The sequence below is a fragment of the Nannocystis exedens genome, assembly GCF_002343915.1.
GTDB lineage: Bacteria > Myxococcota_A > Polyangia > Nannocystales > Nannocystaceae > Nannocystis > Nannocystis exedens.
The window spans coordinates 9,505,580-9,526,587 of record NZ_NETK01000001.1 but is presented as its reverse complement, the minus strand read 5'-3'; the positions used below and the strand labels follow the sequence as shown (position 1 = coordinate 9,526,587).

General features: G+C 74.8%; 13 protein-coding genes. 8 read left to right on the top strand and 5 right to left on the bottom strand.

The genetic code is table 11. The features are described from left to right. Positions 1-45 precede the first annotated feature (45 nt). From NAEX_RS37180 to NAEX_RS37145, 8 genes are all read left to right on the top strand, one after another. On the top strand, positions 46-2,811 hold the full coding sequence (locus NAEX_RS37180) for a hypothetical protein (RefSeq protein ID WP_170136328.1): 2,766 nt from the start codon (positions 46-48) through the stop codon (positions 2,809-2,811). 94 nt (positions 2,812-2,905) lie between these two features. Next, entirely contained in the window at positions 2,906-4,069 is a 1,164-nt protein-coding gene (locus NAEX_RS37175) for an FIST signal transduction protein (RefSeq protein WP_096332208.1), read from the top strand. 5 nt (positions 4,070-4,074) lie between these two features. Next, positions 4,075-5,589, top strand: coding sequence for a sensor histidine kinase (locus tag NAEX_RS37170; RefSeq protein WP_096332207.1), 1,515 nt, complete (start codon positions 4,075-4,077; stop codon positions 5,587-5,589). A 384-nt stretch (positions 5,590-5,973) separates the two neighbouring features. After that, positions 5,974-7,797, top strand: coding sequence for a CocE/NonD family hydrolase (locus NAEX_RS37165; RefSeq protein ID WP_096332206.1), 1,824 nt, complete (start codon positions 5,974-5,976; stop codon positions 7,795-7,797). A gap of 19 nt (positions 7,798-7,816) precedes the next feature. Next, positions 7,817-8,362, top strand: coding sequence for a PadR family transcriptional regulator (locus tag NAEX_RS37160; protein ID WP_096332205.1), 546 nt, complete (start codon positions 7,817-7,819; stop codon positions 8,360-8,362). A 332-nt stretch (positions 8,363-8,694) separates the two neighbouring features. Beyond that, the gene (locus tag NAEX_RS37155; RefSeq protein ID WP_096332204.1) at positions 8,695-9,318 is read left to right on the top strand and encodes an RNA polymerase sigma factor; all 624 of its coding nucleotides are present in this window, start codon (positions 8,695-8,697) and stop codon (positions 9,316-9,318) included. A 43-nt stretch (positions 9,319-9,361) separates the two neighbouring features. Continuing rightward, the gene (locus NAEX_RS52465) at positions 9,362-12,790 is read left to right on the top strand and encodes a serine/threonine-protein kinase (protein WP_245913885.1); all 3,429 of its coding nucleotides are present in this window, start codon (positions 9,362-9,364) and stop codon (positions 12,788-12,790) included. 598 nt (positions 12,791-13,388) lie between these two features. Next, positions 13,389-14,198: a metallophosphoesterase family protein gene (locus NAEX_RS37145; protein WP_096333854.1), complete on the top strand. Its 810-nt coding sequence runs from the start codon at positions 13,389-13,391 to the stop codon at positions 14,196-14,198. A gap of 352 nt (positions 14,199-14,550) precedes the next feature. Here NAEX_RS37145 and NAEX_RS37140 read toward each other — a convergent pair whose 3' ends face one another. From NAEX_RS37140 to NAEX_RS37120, 5 genes are all read right to left on the bottom strand, one after another. Further along, positions 14,551-15,558, bottom strand: coding sequence for an NADP-dependent oxidoreductase (locus tag NAEX_RS37140; RefSeq protein WP_096333853.1), 1,008 nt, complete (start codon positions 15,556-15,558; stop codon positions 14,551-14,553). A gap of 62 nt (positions 15,559-15,620) precedes the next feature. Continuing rightward, positions 15,621-15,968: a hypothetical protein gene (locus NAEX_RS37135; RefSeq protein ID WP_096333852.1), complete on the bottom strand. Its 348-nt coding sequence runs from the start codon at positions 15,966-15,968 to the stop codon at positions 15,621-15,623. Positions 15,969-16,661: 693 nt separating this feature from the next. Further along, a complete protein-coding gene (locus NAEX_RS37130) occupies positions 16,662-17,393 on the bottom strand; it encodes an RluA family pseudouridine synthase (RefSeq protein WP_096332203.1) in 732 nt (243 codons plus the stop codon). 19 nt (positions 17,394-17,412) lie between these two features. After that, complete coding sequence (locus tag NAEX_RS37125; RefSeq protein ID WP_096332202.1) at positions 17,413-17,802, bottom strand: hypothetical protein; 390 nt, start codon at positions 17,800-17,802, stop codon at positions 17,413-17,415. Positions 17,803-18,088: 286 nt separating this feature from the next. Next, the gene (locus NAEX_RS37120; protein WP_096332201.1) at positions 18,089-20,980 is read right to left on the bottom strand and encodes a serine/threonine-protein kinase; all 2,892 of its coding nucleotides are present in this window, start codon (positions 20,978-20,980) and stop codon (positions 18,089-18,091) included. Positions 20,981-21,008: the final 28 nt, after the last annotated feature.

Here is a 21,008-nt window from a genome sequence, read left to right as displayed (position 1 = left end):
CGCGGGACCGCCCCTTCGGCCAGCCCCTCGGTTATCTTTCTCCGCGTGCCGGACAGGACCTCCGCCGCGCTGACGCGGCTCGGCCGGATCCTGGGCAGCGCCGGCGTGAGGCTGCTGCTCAGCGCCGCGATCATCTTCAGCCTGATCCCCGAGCCGTGGGTCAAGCAGTACGAGCCGTTCCTGCTGGGGCTGTTCGCGCTCGAGTTCTCGCTGCGGCTGCTGCTGGCGCTGCGGCGCGAGACCGACGACGACCCGCGGCAGCGGGGCTGGCGCTGGCCGCGGCTCGGGGCGCTCGCGCTGCTGGCCCTCGATTTCGTCGCCCTCGTCAGCTTCCTGCCGATCGACCCGCGGGCCTCGCCGTGGATGCGGAGCCTCCGCCTGCTGCGATTCGTCGTCTTGCTCGGCTACTGGGCCCCGCTGATGCGGGACCTGCGGACCGTCATGTTGCGGCGCGAGCGGGCGCGGCAGGTCGTCGTCATGGCGATGGTCGTCGGCCTGCTGTCGTTCGCCGGCGCGCTGTTCTTGCAGCAGAGCGAGTTCGACGACCGCGGCGTCGACTACGACGAGGACGGCCAGGTCGACCGCGACGACCGCGACTTCTTCACCAAGCTGTGGTGGGCGTTCCGGCAGATCCAGGACCCCGGCAACATGATGACCGCGCCCACGGCCACCGGCGTCGTCTTCGTCAGCCTGTGGCTGACCGTCGCCGGCCTGTTCCTCGTCAGCTTCCTTATCGGCCTCGGCAGCGACGTCGTGCGCGAGATGATGGAGCTGAGCCAGCTCAGGCCGCCCGGGCTGCACGGGCACACGGTGATCGTCAACATCACCGCCGCCACCCGCCAGCTGCTCGAGGAGCTGATGCGGTACTACCAGAAGCTCCTGCCGCAGGACGTGCGGCCGCTGTCGCGCTGGTGGTTCTCGCTCCTGCTCGACAACCTGCGGCGGGCGCTGCTCGGCCCGCGCTACGTCGTCGTCGGCACCAGCCCCGAGCGGCCCGACTTCCTGCGCCGCAGCGAGCTGGCGCGGATCGTCTACCGCCACGGCAGCGCCACCGACGAGGCGTTCATGCACCGCGCCGACATCGCCGTGGCCCAGCGGGTCGTCCTGCTGGCCGACACCGCCGCCGCCGAGCCCGACGCCGAGACGATCCGCGCCTCGCTGGCGATCGTCGAGGGCCTGCGGGACCCGAGCCCCGCCGACCCGGAGGAGGGCGCCGTCACCGGTTCGAACATACAGGCGCAAAAGAACAGGTCCAAACGGACAGGTCGCGTCACCGACGGCCACCTCACCCACCAGCGCGGGCGCGGCAAGCTGCTCATCGCCGAGATCCTCGACGAGCGCAACGTCCCGGCCGCCTGGGCCGCGCTGGCCTCGGGCGGCGGCGAGCTGCGGGCCTTCATCGTCGTCGTCGACCGCATGATCGCCCTGTTCCTCGCCTGCGTCGGCCGCACCGCCGGCATCGGTCCGCTGCTCGCCGAGCTTTTGACCTGCACCGGCCACGAGATCTACACCTGCTTCTTCGACCTGCCCGAGCTCAGCTACAACTGCGAGACCCCGCCGCAGCTGCCCGCCGACCCGCAGGAGGCGATGCAGCGGCTGACGCGGCGGGCGCGGACGTTGCCGCCGCGGCAGCGGCTGGTCCCGATCGGCCTCCTGTACGAGGAGGTCGACGAGCTCGGCATGCCCGACCTCGGCGTCGTCATCGGCGGCGACCCCCGGCCGGCCGGGGCCGTCGCCCCCACCTGCAACGGCTTCATCGCCCTGGCCCCGAGCTTCTCGCACGTGCGCGAGTTCTCGGAGGCGCTGCGGCGCGAGCCCGAGCCCGTCGGCTGGTCCGAAGACCAGGAGGCCGCCGCGCGGCGGGCCGCCGCGGGCGCCCCCGAGTTCGTGCGCGAGCCGCACCTGCCGCTGCGGAAGGTGCTCGTGTGCGGCTTCCGGCCGGTCACCATCGCCCTGTGCGAGGCGCTGATCCTGGCCGAGCCGGCCGCCGAGATCCTCGTGCTCGTGCCGACCGAGGCCGAGCGGCGGGCCGCCCTCGATCGCATCCATGTCCATCGGGACATGGTCCAGAGGAACCTCTTGCGCGGGTACCACGGCGCCCTGGCCCCGCGGCCCGACGGCGACTTCTCGCACCATTACGAGCCGCGCGACGGCGGCGCCCCGATCGGCCGGGTCCAGATCGTCGTCGGCGACACCACCTCGCCGCTGCAATTCGTCGAGCTGCCCGGCGGCTTCGGTCACGTCTCGCAATTCGACCTCGTCTACATCCTCTCGAGCGCCGGCCAGGACAGCGACGCCCGCGGGGCCCAGACCCTCATGACGCTCGACGCATTGCTCACGCGCAGCGAGCCCGCCGCGCCGCACCTGCGGATCGTCGCCGAGTTCGTCGACGCCGAGCTCGCGCATCGTCTCCGCCAGCGCTACGCCGCGCTCGGCGTGGCGCGGGTCCAGGTCTACAGCACCGAAAATTTGCGCGCCTACTTCCTGTTTCAGAGCGTGCTCATCCCCGGGTTCGCGCGCGTCTACGGCCAGCTGCTCGCGCCGTGGGGTCACAGCTTCGCGCGCCTCGTGCCCGCCGGCCGCGGGCGCGGGCGCTGCCCGTTTCAGGCGCTCTCGGTCCATATCGCCGCCACCGGTCACGGCGTTCTGATCGGCGTCGAGCTCGACCGCGAGGGCGGGGGCAGTGAGCTCCACCTCGGCGCAGGCCCGGCCGGCGACGACGGCCTGGTCGACCTCGCACGGGTTCGTGGCGTATGGGTCGTGACGCTCGACCCGGCGGTGCAGCCTGCGGACCGGCGCGCGACCGACTGACGATCCTCCGCGTGTGGGCTTTTTGGGGCCCCCGGCGGCCCTTGTGCGTGCGCCCTGGCAACCCTGCGTTACCTTCGGCGACGGTCCCGCTTTTATGCTCACCGCGACGACCGCATCGATCACCCACGACGATCCTTTTCAGGCCGGTCGCGACCTCGCGGCCGAATTGAATGACACGCTCGGAGCCTCGCCCGACGTCGTCCTCCTATTCGCCGCCCCCACCTACGACCCGCACCGCCTGCTCGCCGGCCTCCACCGCCGCCTCGCCCCGCGCGTGCAATTGGTCGGCTGTACCAGCTTCGCCGAGATCGGGAACGAATGCGCCGTCAGCGGCTCGGCGACCGCGCTCGGCGTGCGCACGCGCGACCTCGACGCCCACGCCCTCTACGCCACGCGGGCCAGCGGCGACAGCTTCGCCGTCGGGCGGGCGCTGGGCGAGCAGACGCGCGAGCGGGAGGCCTCGCTGCTGCTGCTGCTCGCCGACGGCGTGCGGCTCGACGGCGCGGCCGTATTGCGGGGCGCACAATCGGTGCTCGGCCCCGAGTTTCCGATCGTCGGCGGCCTCGCGGCCGACGACGCCCGCTTCGAGCACACGCGCCAGTTTTGCGGCCGCGACGTCCTCGAGGGCGCCGTCGTCGGCCTCGCCCTCGCGGGCCCCGTGCGTCACGCCACCGTGGCGCGCGGCGGCTGGGAGCCGATCGGAGCGACCCGCCGCTGCACTCGCGTCGAGCGCGACCGCCTCGTGCTCGAGCTCGACGGCCAGCCCGCGGTCAACCTCTATCGCGAGTACCTCGGGGCCCAGGGGCGCGACCTCAGGACCGCCGGCATCGAGTTCCCGCTCGGCATCGTCGGCCTGCCGGACCGGCCGTGGGACGGCGACGACGGGGTCCAGGTCGTCCGGGCCGTGTGCGGCGTCGACGAGGTCCGCGGCGGCCTCCGGTGCACCCGCGAGGTCCCCGAGGGCGCCGAGATCCGGATGCTCCGCGCCACCAAGGACGACCTGATCCGCAGCGCCTCCGAGGCCGCGGCGGAGCTCGGCCGCGCCCTGCCGGGCGGCCGGATCGCGCTGGTGTTCGACTGCTTCTCGCGCAAGATGGTCCTCGGCGCCCGCTACAAGGAAGAGGTCGCCGCCGCCTATTCGCGCCTCTCGCCCGACCTCACCCGCGTCGGCTTCTACACCTACGGCGAGCTGGCGCCGGTGGCCGGCCAGACCGAGCAGCACGACGCCACCTTCACCGCCGTCGTCATCGAGGGTTGAAGGCCATGACCGACTGTGAATGCGTGTTCGAGCGCGCCGACCTGCCGGAGCTCGGTGACGACGAGCTGATCGATCACGTCGAGCGCTGCGGGACATGTCCCAAAGTACATACCGGAGCCGCCCGCGTCCTGCTGGCGCGCCTGCAGGGCAGCGCCCGCGACCTGCGGCGGTCGGCCAACCGGGCCCGCCAGGCCGAGCGCGAGCTCGCCGAGCTGCGGGTCGACGTCGACCGCACCGAGCAGCGGATCGCCAACCTCGAGCGGGTCCACAAGGTCAGCACGCGCGAGGTCCTGCAGAAGAACGCGCTGCTGGCGATGATCTCGAGCATCACGATCGCGGCCAACGAGGCCCACACCGAGGCCGACGTCTACCGGATCTGCATGCACAAGGTCTGCTCGGCCTCGGGCTGGTCGCTCGCGCGCCTGACCCCCGCGAGCGGCGGCACCAGCCGCTGGCACGTCGCCGACCGCCTCGCCGCCGAGTTCACCCGCCTGCTCGTCGACGGCGAGCCGACCGCGCTCGGCCTCGACGCCCTGCGCGGCGGCAAGCCGGTGTGGGCGCCCGATCTGCGGGCCCGCCTCGACGCGCCGTGGATCGAGCGCGCCGCCGGGCTCGGCCTGCGCGGCGGCGCGGCCCTGCCGGTGGTCGTCGGCGGCCACGTGATCGCCGTCGTCGAGTTCTTCGGCACCGCCGGCGAGGGCACCGCGACCGCGTTGATGCTGGCGATGGCGACCATCGGCGCCGAGATCGGCCGCGTGCTCGCGCGCCTGCGCGCCGACGAGGCGGTGGCCCACGCGCGCGACGCCGCCGAGGGCGCCAGCCGGGCCAAGAGCGCCTTCCTGGCCAGCATGAGCCACGAGCTGCGGACCCCCCTGAACGCGATCCTCGGCTACGCCGACCTCGTCCACGACGTCCTCGAGGAGGAGGAGGGCGCGGGCGCGGTGCGCGAAGACATCGTCCGGATCCGCCAGGCCGGCGAGCACCTGCTCGGACTCATCAACAACATCCTCGACCTGTCGAAGGTCGAGGCCGGCTTCATGCCGGTGCTCACCGAGCGCTTCGACCTCGGGGCGCTGATCCGCGACACCGCCGACCTCCTCAAGCCGCTGATGGACCGGCGCAACAACGTCGCCTGCCTCGACCTCGCCGACGACCTCGCCGACGTCGAGACCGACCCCACCCTGGTGCGCCAGATCCTCTTCAACCTGGTCAGCAACGCCTCCAAGTTCACCCACGCCGGCACGATCACGATCGCGGCCGCGCGCCAGACCGACCCGAGCGGCGCGCCGTGGTTCCAGCTCTCGGTCGCCGACACCGGCGTCGGCATGACCGAAGAGCAATGCGCGCAGCTGTTCGAGCCGTATCGCCAGGTCGACCCCCGCCTGGCCCGCCGCGCCGGCGGCACCGGCCTCGGGCTGACCCTGTGCCGCGGCCTCTGCACCCTCCTCGGCGGCACGATCGCCGTCTACAGCGCGCCGGGCCGCGGCTCCTGCTTCACCGTCCGCCTGCCGCTGCACTGATTCGCCGCGATTGCATGCACATGTCCCTCGGGACACGTGCGAGGCGTCGCGCGTCGGCGAAGCTCGCCTCGCGCGAGTCGGGTCGGGCCGCGCGTACTCCTCGAGCCTGCGGCGCTCGGTGACGTCGAGCGCCGGGCCGGCGCCCGCGCTCCGCCCGAAGGACGGCCCGCGCCCCGGTTCTCGGCGACCGAGTCGACGCGACGCCGATCGACGAGGAGCCGCGGGGATGCGGGGCAGCAAGGCGGTCAAGGAGGCCTTGTGCTCCTCGGGCATGCGCGCGTCGAATCGGCGCGCCTTCGCGCGCCCGGCGACGGCCGGAATGCGCGAATTCGCATCTCCAGAATATATCTTGCAGATACCTTTGGGCCATTATATCTAAAAGATATGAGCCTCAGCGCGAAGAATCCGGCGCCCCTGCGCCCGCTCGTGCCGTCGACCCTCCTGGCCGCCACCTGCCTCGCCGGCTGCGTGCGCGATTCCGCCCCCGAGCCGCTGGGGCCTGGCCGGCACTCCGTCTACGTGACCGCCGCCGACGGCACGCGGCTGGCGGCGGACGTCTGGCTGCCCGAGGGGGCCCGGGGGCAGGTGCCGACCTTGCTGCGCCTCACTCGCTACTGGCGAGCCACCGAGTACCTCGGCGACGGCGCCGCGGCCGATCGCGAGGAGCAGCTGGCGCAGCTCTACGTCTCGCAGGGGCTCGCGGTCGTCGCCGTCGACGCGCGCGGCACCGGGGCGTCCTTCGGCGTCTCCACCGGCCCGTGGAACGCGGACGAGCGCGACGACGGGGCGGCGGTGCTCGACTGGATCGTCGACCAGCCCTGGTCGAACGGACAGGTCGTCGGCCTCGGGGTCAGCTACGAGGGCAACACCGCGGCCTTGCTCGCGGCGAGCGGGCACCCGGCCGTGAAGGCTGTCGTCACCCGGTTTTACGACCACGATCCGTTCGCGCAGCTGGCGTTCCCGGGCGGGATCCCGAACGTCGGGTTCATGGGGGCGTGGAGCGAATTCACCGCGGCGCTCGACCGCAACGACGCCTGCGCGCTCGCGCGGCACGAGGGACGCACCTGTCCGGAGAGACAGGCGGAGATCGCCGGGCCGCGGCCGGTCGACCCGGACGACCTCGACGCCGCCCTGGCCGAGCACGCGGACAACCTCGACCTCGCGGCCGCGCTCGCCGGCGTCACCTTCAAGGACGACCCGCTGGCGGCGGGCGGCGAGAGCTTCGACGACATCGCCCCGTACCGCTGGGCGGCCGAGCGCGCGGCCGTCCCCACCCTGCTGACCGCGAGCTGGATGGACGGAGGCACCGCGGCCGGCGCCCTCGACGCGTGGGCCAGCGAGGACGGCCCCGCGATCGTCGAGATCGGCGCGTACTCCCACGGCGGCATCTTCGACTCCGACCCGCTGCGCGACCCGCTGCCGGCGGCCGATCCGGCGATCGAGGCGCAGTACGTGCAGGCGCTGCAGTTCCTCGCCGAGCAGCTGGGCGGCGCGCCGGCGCCTGCGCGCGAGCTCCGCTACGTCACCCTGGGCGACGGCACCTGGCGCACCACGACCACCTGGCCGCCGTCGTCGGTGACGCCCCGGCTCCTCGCCCTCGACGCCGGCGGCGCGCTGCACGACGGCCCCGCCGATCCCGGCGAGGACACGCTGGTCGTCGACGCCGCGGCGACCACCGGCCGCGAGAACCGCTGGCTGGCCGCCCTGCACGGCACCCCGGTGCGCTACCCCGACCGCGCCGCCGCGCCGGGCCTCCTGTCGTGGACGACCGCGCCGCTGGACGCCGACATGCGCGTGACCGGCACGCCGGTCGTCCGGCTGCAGCTCCGCTCCTCGGCCGCCGACGCCGCCGTGTTCGTCTACCTCGAGGACGTCGACGACCACGGCGTGACGCGGTACGTGACCGAGGGACAGCTGCGTCTCCTGCACCGCGCCACGGGCGACGCGGGGCCCGGCCGCGAGCGCGTCACCGGCCGCTCCTACCGTCGCGCCGACGCCCGCGACTACGCGCCCGGCGAGCTCGTGGACCTCGTCATCCCGCTGCTGCCGACCTCCGCGCGGTTCGAGGCCGGGCACCGGCTCCGCTTGTCGCTCGCCGGCGCGGACGCCGACACGTTCGCGCCGATCACCCCGGACGGCGCCACGATCACGGTCCTGCGCGGCCCGGCCGGGTCGACCCTCGAGCTGCCCGTCGACGGCGCTCCGTGACTGGTCTAGAAGTCGAATCGTGAGCCGACAGGAGCAGACCCACATGGCGGTGCTCGGGGCGCTGAGCGTCGAGCCGATGTCGGGCTACGCGCTGCGCGAGGCGATCCGGGACGTGCTGGGCCATTTTTGGAGCGAGAGCTTCGGCCAGATCTATCCGGCCCTCGCCAACCTCGAGGAGCAGGGCTTCGTCGCCCGCCAGCCCGGCCCCCGCGCCGGCAGCTCGATGTTCACGCTGACGCCGTCTGGGCGGGCCCGGCTGCACGCCCTGCTCTCGCAGCCGATCCGGACGGCGCCGCCGCGCAACGGGCTGCTCCTGCGCCTGTTCTTCGGCCGGGTCCTGGGCGCCGCGGCCTGCCGCAAGCTGGTGGCGTCGGCCCGCGAAGAGGCCGCGGAGCGCCTCGCCGCCTACGCGAAGATCCGCGCGACCACGACGGCCGAGGGCGGCGTCGATCCCTACATCGGCGTGACGCTCTCGTTCGGCGAACACATCGCCCGGGCGGTGCTCGCCTGGGCCGACGAGACGCTGGCGACCCTGTCTCGCCTGCCCGACGAACCCGACGCCTGAAGCCCGGTCGGCCGCGAACGCGGGGTGTCCTTCGGGACATGTGATCCGACCCTCGCGCTCGCTCGCGACCACCCCAGGCGCGGCGCGAGCCGCGAGCCGCGATTGTCCACAGATGTCCCTCGGGACATAGGATGAGCCGTCGACGTCGGCCCGGACGCGCGACGCCTCGCGCCGCGACGGCCCGCGCGTACGAGGTCCCGGCGGAAGCCGCCCAGCGCCCCGGCAGCCCTCGGGGAGCGCCCGCCCGGCAGCCGAGCCGGGTCCCCCGCCCCTCGCCGCGCGGCGCCTCGGGACGTGGAGCCGACCGGACGCCCGCGCTATAGTGCCGGAGCGTGGGCCCCGAGAGCGACGACGACGAGGCGCTGCTGGCGGCGTGGCGCGGGGGCGAGCGCGCGGCGGGGCAGCGGCTGTTCGAGCGCTACTACGAGGCCGTGGCCCGGTTCTTCGTCAACAAGGTCGGCGACGCCGGGACCGAGCTGATCCAGAAGACCTTCCTCGCCTGCGTCGAGGGCATGCCGCGCTTCCGCGGCGACGGCAGCTTCCGCAGCTACCTGTTCGCGATCGCCTACCGCCAGCTCTGCCTCCATTACAAGCGCCGCGCCAGCGAGCCGGTCGACCTCGGCAGCCAGTCGGTCGCCGGCCTCGATCCCTCGGTCGCGGGGGTCCTCGTCGAGCGCGAGGAGCAGCGGCTCCTGCTCGCCGCGCTGCGGTCGATCGCGCTCGAGCTGCAGGTCGTGCTCGAGCTGCACTACTGGGAGCAGTTCTCGGTGGTCGAGATCGCGGCGGCGCTCGAGATCCCGCAGGGCACGGTGAAGTCGCGGCTCCGCCGCGGGCGCGAGCAGCTGCGCGAGGCGATCGAGCGGCTCGCCGCCACCCCCGAGCTGGCGCTCAGCACCTTCCGCGGGCTCGAGAGCTGGGCCGCCGCGGTCCGCGCGCGCGCGCGCGAACGACCGTGAAAATTTCCGTGATCCGGATCGGCGCGGCTCGAACCACGCCGACATGCTCCACCACCTCGCTCAGCTCGTGAAGAAGATCGAAGAAGGCGACGCGACGCGCTCCGACGGCTCTGCCGACGCCCCCTCGCTGTCGCAGGACACCCTGCTGTCGCCGGACATGCGCCCCGACGTGCTGGTCACGCCGGATCACGTCCGCGCCAAGCGCACCGTCGCCGCCGCGCTGTTCGGCACCGACCCGGAGCCGGTCAACCTCGGCCGCTACCGCCTGCTCGGGCGCCTCGGCGCCGGCGGCATGGGCATCGTCTACGCCGCCTACGACGGCCGGCTCGAACGCAAGCTCGCGCTCAAGTTGTTGCGACCGAGCCGGCTCGGCAACGCCGACGCGGTGGCGCGGACCCTCCGCGAGGCGCGGGCGCTGGCCCGGCTGTCGCACCCCCACGTCGTCCACGTCTACGAGGTCGGCGAGCTCGACGGCCGCGAGATCTTCGTCGCCATGGAGCACCTCGACGGGCCGACCTTGCGCGCCTGGCTCGACGCCGAGCGGCGCCCCTGGCGAGCCGTCCTCGAGGTGTTCCGCCAAGCCGGCGAGGGCCTGGCCGCCGCGCACGCGCACGGCATCGTCCACCGCGACTTCAAGCCCCACAACGCCATGTTCGGCGGCGACGGCCGCGTCCGCGTCCTCGACTTCGGCCTGGCCCAGATCGACGGCGCCGCCGACGTCCGCGAGCCCGTCACCGCCGCGAATTTCGCCGAGCGCCCCGGCTCGCTCACCAGCACCGGCGCCGTCCTCGGCACGCCCGCGTACATGGCCCCCGAGCAGCTCGCCGGGCAGAAGGGCGACGCGCGCAGCGATCAGTTCAGCTTCTGCGTCGCCCTCTACGAGGCGCTCTACGGCAAGCGGCCGTTCGCCGGCGAGACCCTCGGCGAGCTCGCGGACTCGGTGAGCTCGGAGCGCGTGACGCCGCCGCCGCGCTCGAGCGACGTGCCGGCGTGGGTCCGCGAGGCGCTGCTGCGCGGCCTGCGAGCCGACCCCGAGCGGCGCTGGCCGTCGATGACCGCGCTGCTGGCCGCGCTGTCCGGCGATCCCGCGGCCCGGCGGCGCCGGCGGCAGCGCTGGACCGCGGCGACGATGGGCCTCGCCGTCAGCCTCACCGGCGGCGCGTGGTGGGCCGGCGAGCACCTCCGGCGCGCCGACGCCGAGCAGCGCGCCGCGCTCGACCGCGAAGTGGTCAGCGCCCGCGCCGAGGTCGACCGCCAGGCCGTGGCCAAGCTCCTCGCCCAGGCGCGCGGCCTGCTCGACCGCGATCCCGCGGGCGTGATCCGGACGCTCGCGCAGCTCGATGCGATCGCGCCCGCCGACGCCCTCGAGGTGCGCACGCTGGCCCTCGCCGCGCTGGCCCGCGGCCTCCCCGACGCCGCGCTCGTCGGTCCGGAGGCCGAGCTCCTCGGCGTCGCGACGGCCGCGGACAGCGGCACCATCTTCGCCCAGGACGCGGCTGGCGACGTCTGGCGCTGGACCGCCGACGATCGACCGGGCGAGCGGATCGCCCGCCTCGGCCAGCGCGCCGGCACGATCGTCGTCGCCGCGAGCGGACAGGCGTGGGCCGCCGCGCTCGGCGACTCGCTGGTCGGCGGGCACCTGCAGGACGGCGCCTGGCAGACCTGGCGCGCCGCCTCGCCGGAGTACGGGTCGCCGCTCGCCGACCTCATGATCACCGCCGACGAGCGCTGGCTCGTCGCCCAGCGCGGGCTGCCGCTCGTCGTCCTCGATCTGCGCACCGGACAGCCGGTCGAAGATGCCTTCCCCGAGCTCGGCGGCGGCGACGGAGACGTCCGCGGGCTCGTCTCGCCCGACGCTCGCTTCCTCGCGCGCGGCCGCCTCGGCGCCGACGCGATCACGATCTGGGACCGTACCACCGGCGAGACCCGCAGCGCGCCTGCGCTCGGCGCCCTGGGCGAGCTCGTCGGCGTCGTCGGCGACGGCCGGACCCTGCTCGGCAGGAGCGAGCGCGACGGCGCGACGCGCCTCGTCGCCTGGGACCTCGCCCGCGCGACCGCGCAGGAGTGGCGCAGCGACGTGCTCGGGGCGACCCGGCTCGGCGGGCTCGTCGGCCTCACGAGCGCCACCGACGACGGCCGGGTCGTGTGCGTCGCCCCGCCGCTGGCCGCCGCTTGTCAGTGGCAGCACCCCATCCAGCAGTTCGATCGCCTGATCGCCGACGCACGCCATTACGCGCTCGAGACCCCGCGCGAGCAGCAGCCTCGTCGCCCGCTCGATCTCGGCGACCTCGCCACCGGCGCCGTCGTGCGTCGCTTCCTCCCCGGTCCCGCCCGCGACGGCGGCCAGCTCGATCACGCCGGCCGCTACCTCGCCGCCCGCGGCCCCGCGATCGACGTGTGGCAGCGTCGCGACCCCGCGCACACGCTCGTCGACCTTCACCGCGGCCTCGCCGACACCACCCATCACAACTCGCCGGACGGCAAATTCATGATCCGGCAGCACAAGCCGAGCGGCGCGCTCACGCGGATCGACACCCGCACCGGCGCCGCCCAGCCGCTCACGACGTGCCTCGCCGCGGGTGAGAAGACCTCCTGGATCGCGGTCGACGAGACCGGCCGCGCCCTCGTGCCCCACGGCACCGCCCTCGATCTCTACCTCCCCGGTGTGACGGAGCCGCGGGCGATCGCCGGCGTCTCCGGGCCGATCCGCCAGGCCCTCCTCGCGCCCGACGGCCGCGGCTTCGCCGTGCTCACGGTCAGCGGCACCGTCCACGCGTGGTCCGATCCCGACGCCGCCCCGCGCACCTTCGACGCCGGCGCCAAGGGGATGCGCGGCCTGATGTACGCCCCCGGCGGCGATGACCTCGCCGCGATGTCCGCGGATCGCGGCGTGCAGGTGCTCCGCGACGGCGCGATCACCCCGGTGCCCGCGCCCGGCGATCCGGAGCAGACGGTGTCGATGGCGCTGTCCGGCGACGGCCGCTGGCTGGTCGCGCTGCGCATGGGCACCGGGACGCTCGTCCTCCACGAGCTCACGACCGGCGCCACGCGCCAGCTCGACCTCGGCCTGAGCCTGCGCGCCGAGGGCTACCACCAGGTGGAGCTCGCCCACGACGGCGCGCAGATCGCCGTCAGCGAGGAGGAGCGGCTGTTCCTCGTCGACGTCGCCAGCGGCGCGGTGCGCAAGGTCGACGCCGGCGCCAACATCTGGTCGCTGCAATTCGAGCCCGGCGGCGACCTGCTGTTCGGCGCCGTCGGCGACTTCATGCAGGCCTGGGACCTTCGGAGCTTGACCCCCACCCCGCTGTGGCGGACCCGGGGTTTCGCGCGCCTGGCGCACATCACCCCCGACGGCGAGCTCGTGACGCGCGAGGAGGGCGAGGTCCACCGCTTCGCCTTCGGCCTCGTCCCGCGCGAGCCGGAGGCGCTGCACGCCTGGCTGCGCGAGCGCGCCGCCCGGCTCGGGCCGTGACGCCGGCGCCGCGATCCGCATCGGATGTCTGAAAGGTCAGGTCACCGCAATCGCACGCACGACCGCGGCGCGCTGCAGGAGCCCGATGTCCAAGAGCTCCTGTCGCCGCGGTCGACGCGGGGCCGCGGCGATGCGGCCCGAGCCGGCCGTCCTCGAGGCCATGTCATGACGACGCCGAGCGCTGCCGCTCGCGGCTCCGTGAGCGTCGTCCGCCGGCGGTCCGGGCATGTCTCCGAGGACATGTCCATCGCGCCATCGAACGCCGAAGCCCGCTCGCCCTGGCCCCGGCGAGCGGCGCGCGGACGAACGGATCGGCTTCGAGCTCCATGCGACGAAGCACATGTCCGTACGGACATGTTTGCGGGCCCGCCCGCTCTCCCGCTCGCGGCGAGGACGACGGCCAGCACGAACAGACAGGTCACGAAGGACATGGCGCAACAGACACTCCAATCGCCACGTGCTGGCGACCGAAACCGCGCCCTCGTGCGCTCGCCGTCGCCACGGCCGAGTTGGTCGCCGGTCCGCACGACCCCCCGCTGTGCCGGCGGGCCGCGGCGGCGCGCTGGTGAAGCGAGGCGGACGCGGTTACCCTGCCGGGGTGCGGATCGTGCAGATCGACCGCGAGCCGCTGCACGTGCTCGCCTACCTCGACGCCGCCCCGCGCGGCGGCTCGCAGACGCGCGAGCTGCCGCTGCTGCGCGCGCGCGTCGACGAATTGCCGGCGCAGCTCGACGCCCTGCTCGTCACCTCCGACCTGCAGGGGCGGGCCGCGCTGAACGAGGCCGGCGGGGCCCTGCGGCTGCTCGGCGAGGCCCTGGCTGAGGAGTACGCCACCCTGGCCGAGCTCGATGCCGTGCCCGACCCGGCCTTCACCGGCGTCGTCCTGGCGGGCGACCTCTACGCCGCCCCGGCGGCCGATCGCCTGGGCGCCACCGGCGACGTCCGCGACGTCTGGCGGGCCTTCGCCGCGCGCTTCCGCTGGGTCGCCGGCGTCGCCGGCAACCACGACCTGTTCGGCAAGCCGACCGACCAGGCCCGCTTCGCCCGCGAGCCCGGCGTCCACCTCCTCGACGGCCGCGAGGTCGAGCTCGACGACCTGCGGATCGCCGGCGTCGGCGGGATCTGCGGCCGCTCCGGCAAGCCCAACCGCCGCCCCCCCGACGAGTTCGTGGCCGCCGTCCGCCGCCTCCTGCCCGCGCGCCCGCACCTGCTCGTCCTCCACGAGGGCCCCGACGCCGGCCCGCGCCGGTTCGGCAACCCCGACGTGCGCGACGCCGTCGACGGCCGCGACACCCTGGTGATCTGCGGCCACTCGCACTGGCACGACCCGCTGGCCGAGCTCCCCGGCCGCACCCAGGTCCTCAACGTCGACGCCCGCGCCGTCCTGCTCGAGCGCGCCGATCTCTGAAAGGACATTGTCTCGAGGTCATGTCTGTTCGAACATGACCTCGAGAGCATGCCCCATTGCACATGCGCTCGTCCGCACCCGGTCCCGCGGCTCCGCACCGCAACTCCGCACCGCGTCTCCGCGCCGCGGCTCCGCGCCGCGGCTCCGCACCGCGGCTCCGCACCGCGGCTCCGCACCGCGGCTCCGCACCGCGGCTCCGCGCCCCGCCCGCGCCCGCCCGATCCCGCGTGGAGCGCCGGTGATGACGACATCCGGCATGCCGCGCGCCGATCGCCGTACCCCCCACCGGGCGGCGACCGGCGCCGCGTCCGAACCCGGACGACATGCTCTCCGGGCCCCTCATTCAAGCGCCTCAGTCGACCATGCGGACCACCACCTTGCCCTTGGCGTGGCCGGCCTCGAGGTGCGCGAACGCCTCGCCGATCTGCGCGAACGGGACCACGCGGTCGACCACCACCTCGAGCGTGCCGTCGTCGATCCGGCGCGCGAGGTCGGCCAGGTCGGGGCCGCTCGGGTGCATGAACAGATAGCGGTAGCGGACCTTGCGGGCGCGGCCGCGCAGGCGCAGCCCCAGGCTCGCCGCCCAGAACAGCGCCGCCAGCCCGGGCCCGCGCCCGAGGTCCTTGCGCGCCGTCTCGGGCTCCGGCACCCCCGCGATCGACAGCACCAACCCGCCCGGCTTCACCACCGCGAACGAGCGCGTCAGCGTGTCGCCGCCGACCAGGTCGAAGGCCCCGTCGTAGTCCTTCAGCACCGCTTCGAAGGGCTGCCTGGTGTAATCGACGACCACGTCGGCGCCGAGGCGGCGAACCATCGCCTCGCCGCGCGGCGACGCCGTGGTCGCGACCTCCGCGCCGAACCGCTTGGCCAGCTGCAGCGCGAACGTGCCGACCCCGCCGGCCCCGCCGGGGATGAACAGCCGCTGCCCCGGCCCCGCGTGCAGCTCGTCGCGCAGCCCCTGCAGGGCCGTCAGCCCCGCCAGCGGCACCGCGGCCGCGGTCGCGAAGTCGAGCCGCGCCGGCATCCTCGCCACCAGCGACTCGGCGACGCACGCGTACTCGGCGAACGCCCCGAGCGCGTCCTTGTCGACCCGCGCGAACACGCGGTCGCCGGGCGCGAACTGCTTCACCCCCGGCCCGCACGCCTCGACCACCCCGGCCAGTTCGTTGCCCATCACGATCGGCAGCGGATAGCGGCGGATGACCCGCAGCTGGCCCTCGCGGATCTTGTAGTCGACCGGGTTGAGGCCCGCCGCGTGGACGCGGATCCGCAGCTCGCCCGCCCCCGGCTCCGGCACTGGCACCTCGCGCAGCTCGGCCGCCTCGGGGCCGCCGTAGCGCGTCATCACGTAGGCTCGCATGGTCGTCATGGCCCGCCGAGTGTACGCATCCGACGGTGCGCCCGCGAGCGGGTCCGGCGCGATCACGGCGCCCGGAATTGCTGGGGCGTACCGTCCTCGACCGTGATCGTCACCACCACGTCGACCGGCGCCGGCGCGCCGACGTGGAGGATGAACGCCACCCCGCCCGAGTGCGGCGACACGTTCGACACCCACACGTCCGCGTCGCCGAGCGAGAAGATGTAGTCCTGCTGCGTCTGACCGTGGGGGCCGATGACGTAGGCCGAGCCGTAGTCGGTCGCCTCCGCGGCCGACACGTGGACGATCGACAGCGGCGAGATCGGCGGGTTGATGCCCCACTTGAAGTCGAGGCGCGAACGCCCCAAAAGGCCGTGCTCCTTGCCGTAGAAGACTCGAATCGACTTCGCCACGACGACTTTCATGGCATGGGCCGCGGTCGCCGCCAGCGCCGGCCGGTGGAAGTCCTTCAGGCGGTGCGCGGTGGATCAACCTGCGCGGTCGGGACCGCGCCGCCGGCCGAGCCGCCCGGTCCGCGAGGATGCAGCCGATCACGCGCACCGACGCACCGACGCGCCCGGCGTGACGGAGATCAAGCGAAGCGCTCCGAATCGCGGCGCGGCTCGTAGCGATCGTGACAGCGCGCGCGAGCGATCGACATCCGGCTCGGCGCGGCCGCCCGACGCTCGATGCCACCGACGCGAGCACGACGGAGACGACGGGGCCGTGCCGCGGCGTCTACGGCCCGTGCCAGGCCCGCGAGCCGCGGTGCGCCGACGGGCTCACGTGCGTCGTCTTCGACGACCTCGCGGACCTCGTCGCGTTCGACACCCGCAACCCGCTGCGGGCGATCGCCGGCGACGCCAGCCTGTTCGCCTACCTGCGGGACCGCCACTCGCCGTCGTCCCCGCCGCCGCGCCCTGACGCCCGCCTGGACCTCCCCGGCGACGGCTGTGCGCCCTCCTGCGGCCCTGCTGGGCCGGGTCGCAGAGCACGGCGCAAGCGGCAGGGTCGGGCGCCCGTCGAGCACCCGACGTCGGCGTCTGCACCGCGCCGTGACCCCGCCGGCGGGCAGCGCCGGCGCTCGGCGCGGCACGCTCGCCGGATCAGCCGTCGCCGTCCCGCGCTCGCGCCCGCGCCGCTGCGCCGGGCTCGAGCTCCAGCGCGATGCCCAGCCCCGCCAGCGCACCCGCCAGATCGGGCGGCAGCGGGGCCACCACGCGGACCTGCGCGCCCGAGCGCGGGTGCGGCAGCGCCAGCGACCAGGCGTGCAGCGCCAGCCGGTGCAGCGCGTGGCGCTCGCGGAACAGCCGGTTGTGCTCGCCCTTGCCGTAGCGCACGTCGCCGATCAGCGGGCAGCTGATGTGCTTGAGGTGGCGGCGGATCTGGTGCAGCCGCCCCGTCAGCGGCCGCGCCTCCACCAGCGCGTAGCGGCCCGCGCGGGCCAGCGTCGTCACCTCCGTCACCGCCGGCACGCGCGGCCCGTCCTCGGCGCGCGGGATCGGGTGATCGATCGTCACGGCCTCCGGCGGGTTGCCGCGGACCAGCGCCAGGTAGCGCTTCTCGACCTGTCCCGAGGTCCAGACTTCCTGCAGCGCTCGCGCCCCCGCCGGGTCGAGGGCGAACGCCAGCGCGCCGCTGGCCCCGCGATCGAGGCGGTGGACCGGGTACACGTAGGCTCCCACCGCCTCGCGCGCGAGGTCGAGGAGCGCGACCTCGTCGTCGGCCCAGCCGCGGTGGACCACCAGCCCCGCCGGCTTGGCCACGATCAGCAGGTCGGCGTCGCGGTGGAGGATGAACCCTTGCTGCTGCCCGGAGGGCAATGTCTCATGAGACATGTCCGAAGTACCACGCCGATCAACCCGGGCACGGCGCGACCCACGTGTAGCAGCACGTGTTCGCGTCGCCGTCGGCCCGCAGCTGGCGGGTGCGCTTCTCGTCGAGCGTGCCGTGGGCCCCCTCCGGCACGCCCGGCGGCAGCGTCCCCGCCTCCGCCGGCGGCGCCGCCGACTCGCCCTCGGTGCCGCCTTCCGCGGCCGCCGGCGGCTTCTTGGCGTAGGCCGACTCGACGTGGATCGGGCACGTCAACGTCGAGCCCGCCGCGGCCTCGGCCATCCGCTCCGCCACCTCCGCCGGCCCGCACCAGCCCTCCCCCGGGCAGCGCGCCGGCCCGCCGCCGCGCCCGGCACACGCGAGGCCGAGGATCATCGAGAGCGCGAACAGGACGGACAGGACGCCGCGAGACATGCGCCGGCAACCTATCACGCCCCGGCCGCCTGTCCAGCGGCGTCGTCGCTGCAGGCCTCACCGGCCCCGGCCGGCCTCGCCGGCGGCCTCGTAAGAAGGTCGTTGCGACCTGCCCTCGGCCGACGCCACCCGCCCGGGCCGCCCACCGTCGGAGGCGAAGATCCGGCGCGCCCCGTGCCCCTCACGACGAGCTCGCGGCGAGCAGCGTCCTCATGGACATGTCCTTCTCAACATGCCCATGAAAACATGTCCTGTTCAACATGCCCATGAGAACATGCCCGATTCATCATTCCCCCCCTGCCGCCCCGCCCCGCAGCGCCGCCGCCGCTCTCCGCTCGCGCTCGAACGCCGCCCCGGCCGCCTGCAGGTCGGCCTGCGCTTGCCCGGCCAGCGTCGCCGCGTCCGCCTCCCCGCGGGCCGCGCGGATCTTCGCCAGCGCCAGGCGGGCCCGGCCGCGCGGCAGCGGGGCCGGCAGCAGCGGCAGCGCCTGCGTCAGCAGGGGCTCGGCCAGCTCGGCGTAGCCGCGGGCCAGCAGCACCCGGGCGCGCAAGGCCTGCACTGCGGCGGTCTGCGCCGGCGTCGCGCCGCGGCGCGGGCGGGGCAGCGTCGCCTCGGCCGCGTCGGCCTCGCCTGCGAGCAGCAGCGCCTCGGCCAGCTCGGCGCGGGCCAGGTCGGTGTCGGGGTGGTCCGTGCCGCGGTCCTGCTCGCGCAGCGCCAGCGCCTGCCGCAGCTCGACCAGCGCCTCGTCGGTGCGGCCCTGCCACGCCAGCGCCGCGCCGATGCCTGCGCGCACGTCGGCGATCGCCGCCGCGTCGGCGCGCTCGGCCCCGATCAGCAGCGCCAGCGCGCGCTGCGACAGCTGACCCGCGTCGTCCCACCGGGCCTGGCGGGCCAGCGTCCTGGCCAGGTTGTCGAGCGTCGGCGCCAGCTTGGCGTGGCGCGGCCCGTACAGCGTCTCCTCGGTCGCCAGCGCCCGGCGGAGCAGCGTCGTCGCCCGCTCGAGCTCGCCGACCTCGGTCAGCACGATCGCCAGGTTGCTGCGGCCGATCGCCACCTCCGGGTGGTCCTTGCCGAACCTCGCCTCGCGGATCGCCAGCGAGCGCTCGAGGTGCCCGGCGGCCGCCGCCAGGTCGCCGCGCAGGAACTCGACCCGGCTCATGTTGCCGAGCACCAGCGCCACCTTCGGGTTGTCGACCACCTCCTCGGCCTCGTAGATCGCCAGCGCCCGCCGGTAGTCGGCGGCGGCCTCGTCGTGGCGGCCCTCGGCGGCGCGGACCACCGCGCGGTTGTTGTAGAACGCCGCCGCGATCCGCGGCCGGTCGGGCACGCGCTGCAGCAGCGCCGCGGCGCTGCGCTCCCACAGGGTCGCGCGGGCGCGGTCGTTGCGGTGGTAGCCGTCGACCACCAGCAGCGCGCTCGCGGCCTCGGCGGCGACCTCGGCCGCGCCTGTCCCGAGGGCCATAAAATACGCGTCGCCGAGCGTCGCCGCCGCGCGCTCGTAGTCGGCCAGCGAGCGCTGGAGGTTGCCGATCCGCAGCAGCGCCTCGGCCACCAGCGCGGGCTCGCCGAGCTCGCGCGCGGCCGCCAGCACCACCTCCGCGCGGGCCAGCGCCGGCTTGTAGCGGCCGACCTCGTTCGCGGTCTTGATCTCGGCCAGCCAGCGGCGGACCTCCTCGCCGCGCATCGTCCGGTGGACGTCGGTGTCGCGCAGCCACGCCGGCAGGCCGGCGACGTCGACGCAGGCCGCCACCGGCTCGAGCTGGCCCTCGGCCTTGACCGCGTGGCGCGCCGCCGTCTCTGGCTCTTCGGCCAGGGCCGTCAGCATCGCCGCCAGCTCGCGCGCCTGTCCGCTGAGACAGGTCATGCGCCCGATCAGCGCCGGCTGCTGCTCCGGCGCCGCCTCCTGGTAGGCCTCGCAGGCCGCCAGGTACAGCTCGCCCCAGCGGTCGGCGCGAGCCTCCATCACCGCCGCCAGCGTCTGCCAGGCCTCGTCGGCGTACGGCGCCCCGACGCCGGTGATCGCCGCGCGCAGCGGCCCCTGGCGCTCGGCCCACAGCCGCGCGACGCGGTCGGCGTGGCCCTCGCACTCGCCTTGCGTCTCGCGCCACAGCGAGAACCCGAGCGCGCCCGCGATCGCCAGCAGCAGCCCCAGCGCCGCGCCCACCAGCCGGCGCCGGCGCAGCCGCGGCGCCTCGGTGATCGCGTGCAGCAGCGCGTCCATCGACGCGTGGCGGCGATTCGGCACCGCCGCCAGCCCGCGGGCCAGCGCCGCCCGCAAGAACTTCGGCACCTTGGGCGGGCGCGGCGGGCGACGCAGCTCGCCGGCCATGACCGCCTGGAACCGCTGCGCCGGGTCGCCGTCGGGGAACGGCCGCACCCCGAACAGCGCCTCGTAGAACGCGACGCAGAAGCTGAACTGGTCCGAGCGGGCGTCCGCCGGCAGCCCGAGGTGCTGCTCCGGCGCCATGTAGGGCGGCGTCCCGGCGATGATCGACGTCTGCGGCCCGGGCGCGCCGGTGTGCAAGATCCGCGCGACCAATGAGGACGGCGGCCCGAGCCCGGCCGTGCGCGCCAGCCCGAAGTCGAGCACGCGCACCCGGCCGTGCACGTCGATCATCGCGTTCTCCGGCTTGAAGTCGCGGTGGACCAGGTCGGCGCGGTGGGCCGCCGCCAGCCCGCGCCCGGCTTGCACGAACGCGGCCGTCACCTCCTGCCACGGGCGCGGCCCGCCGCGGGCCATCCACTTGCGCAGCGTCTCGCCCTCGATGAACTCCATCGCCACGAAGACCTCGCCGGCGAGCTCGCCGACCTCGTGGACCGCGACCACGTTCGGGTGGTCGAGCCGGGCCAGCGTCTGCGCCTCGCGCAGCAGCCGGGCCGCGCCCTCGCCCGCGTCGTCGCCGGCGGCGCGCAGCAGCTTGATGGCGATCTTGCGCCCGAGCTGGCGGTCCTCGGCCTTGTAGACCACCCCCATCCCGCCGGCGCCGAGCTTGGCCTCGATGGCGAAGCGGCCGAGCCGCGCCGGCATGGCGGGCTCTTTGGACATGTCCTCCTGAACATGTCCCTTGCGACCGGCGCGCGGCGGCTCGGTCGACATGTCCTGCTGCGGCCCGAGGCGCAGGGTCGGCGCCGACGCGCCGAGCGCCTCGTCGGACCGCTCGTCGCGCCGGCCGCTCACGGCCCCGCACTATAACCCGCGGCGGCGG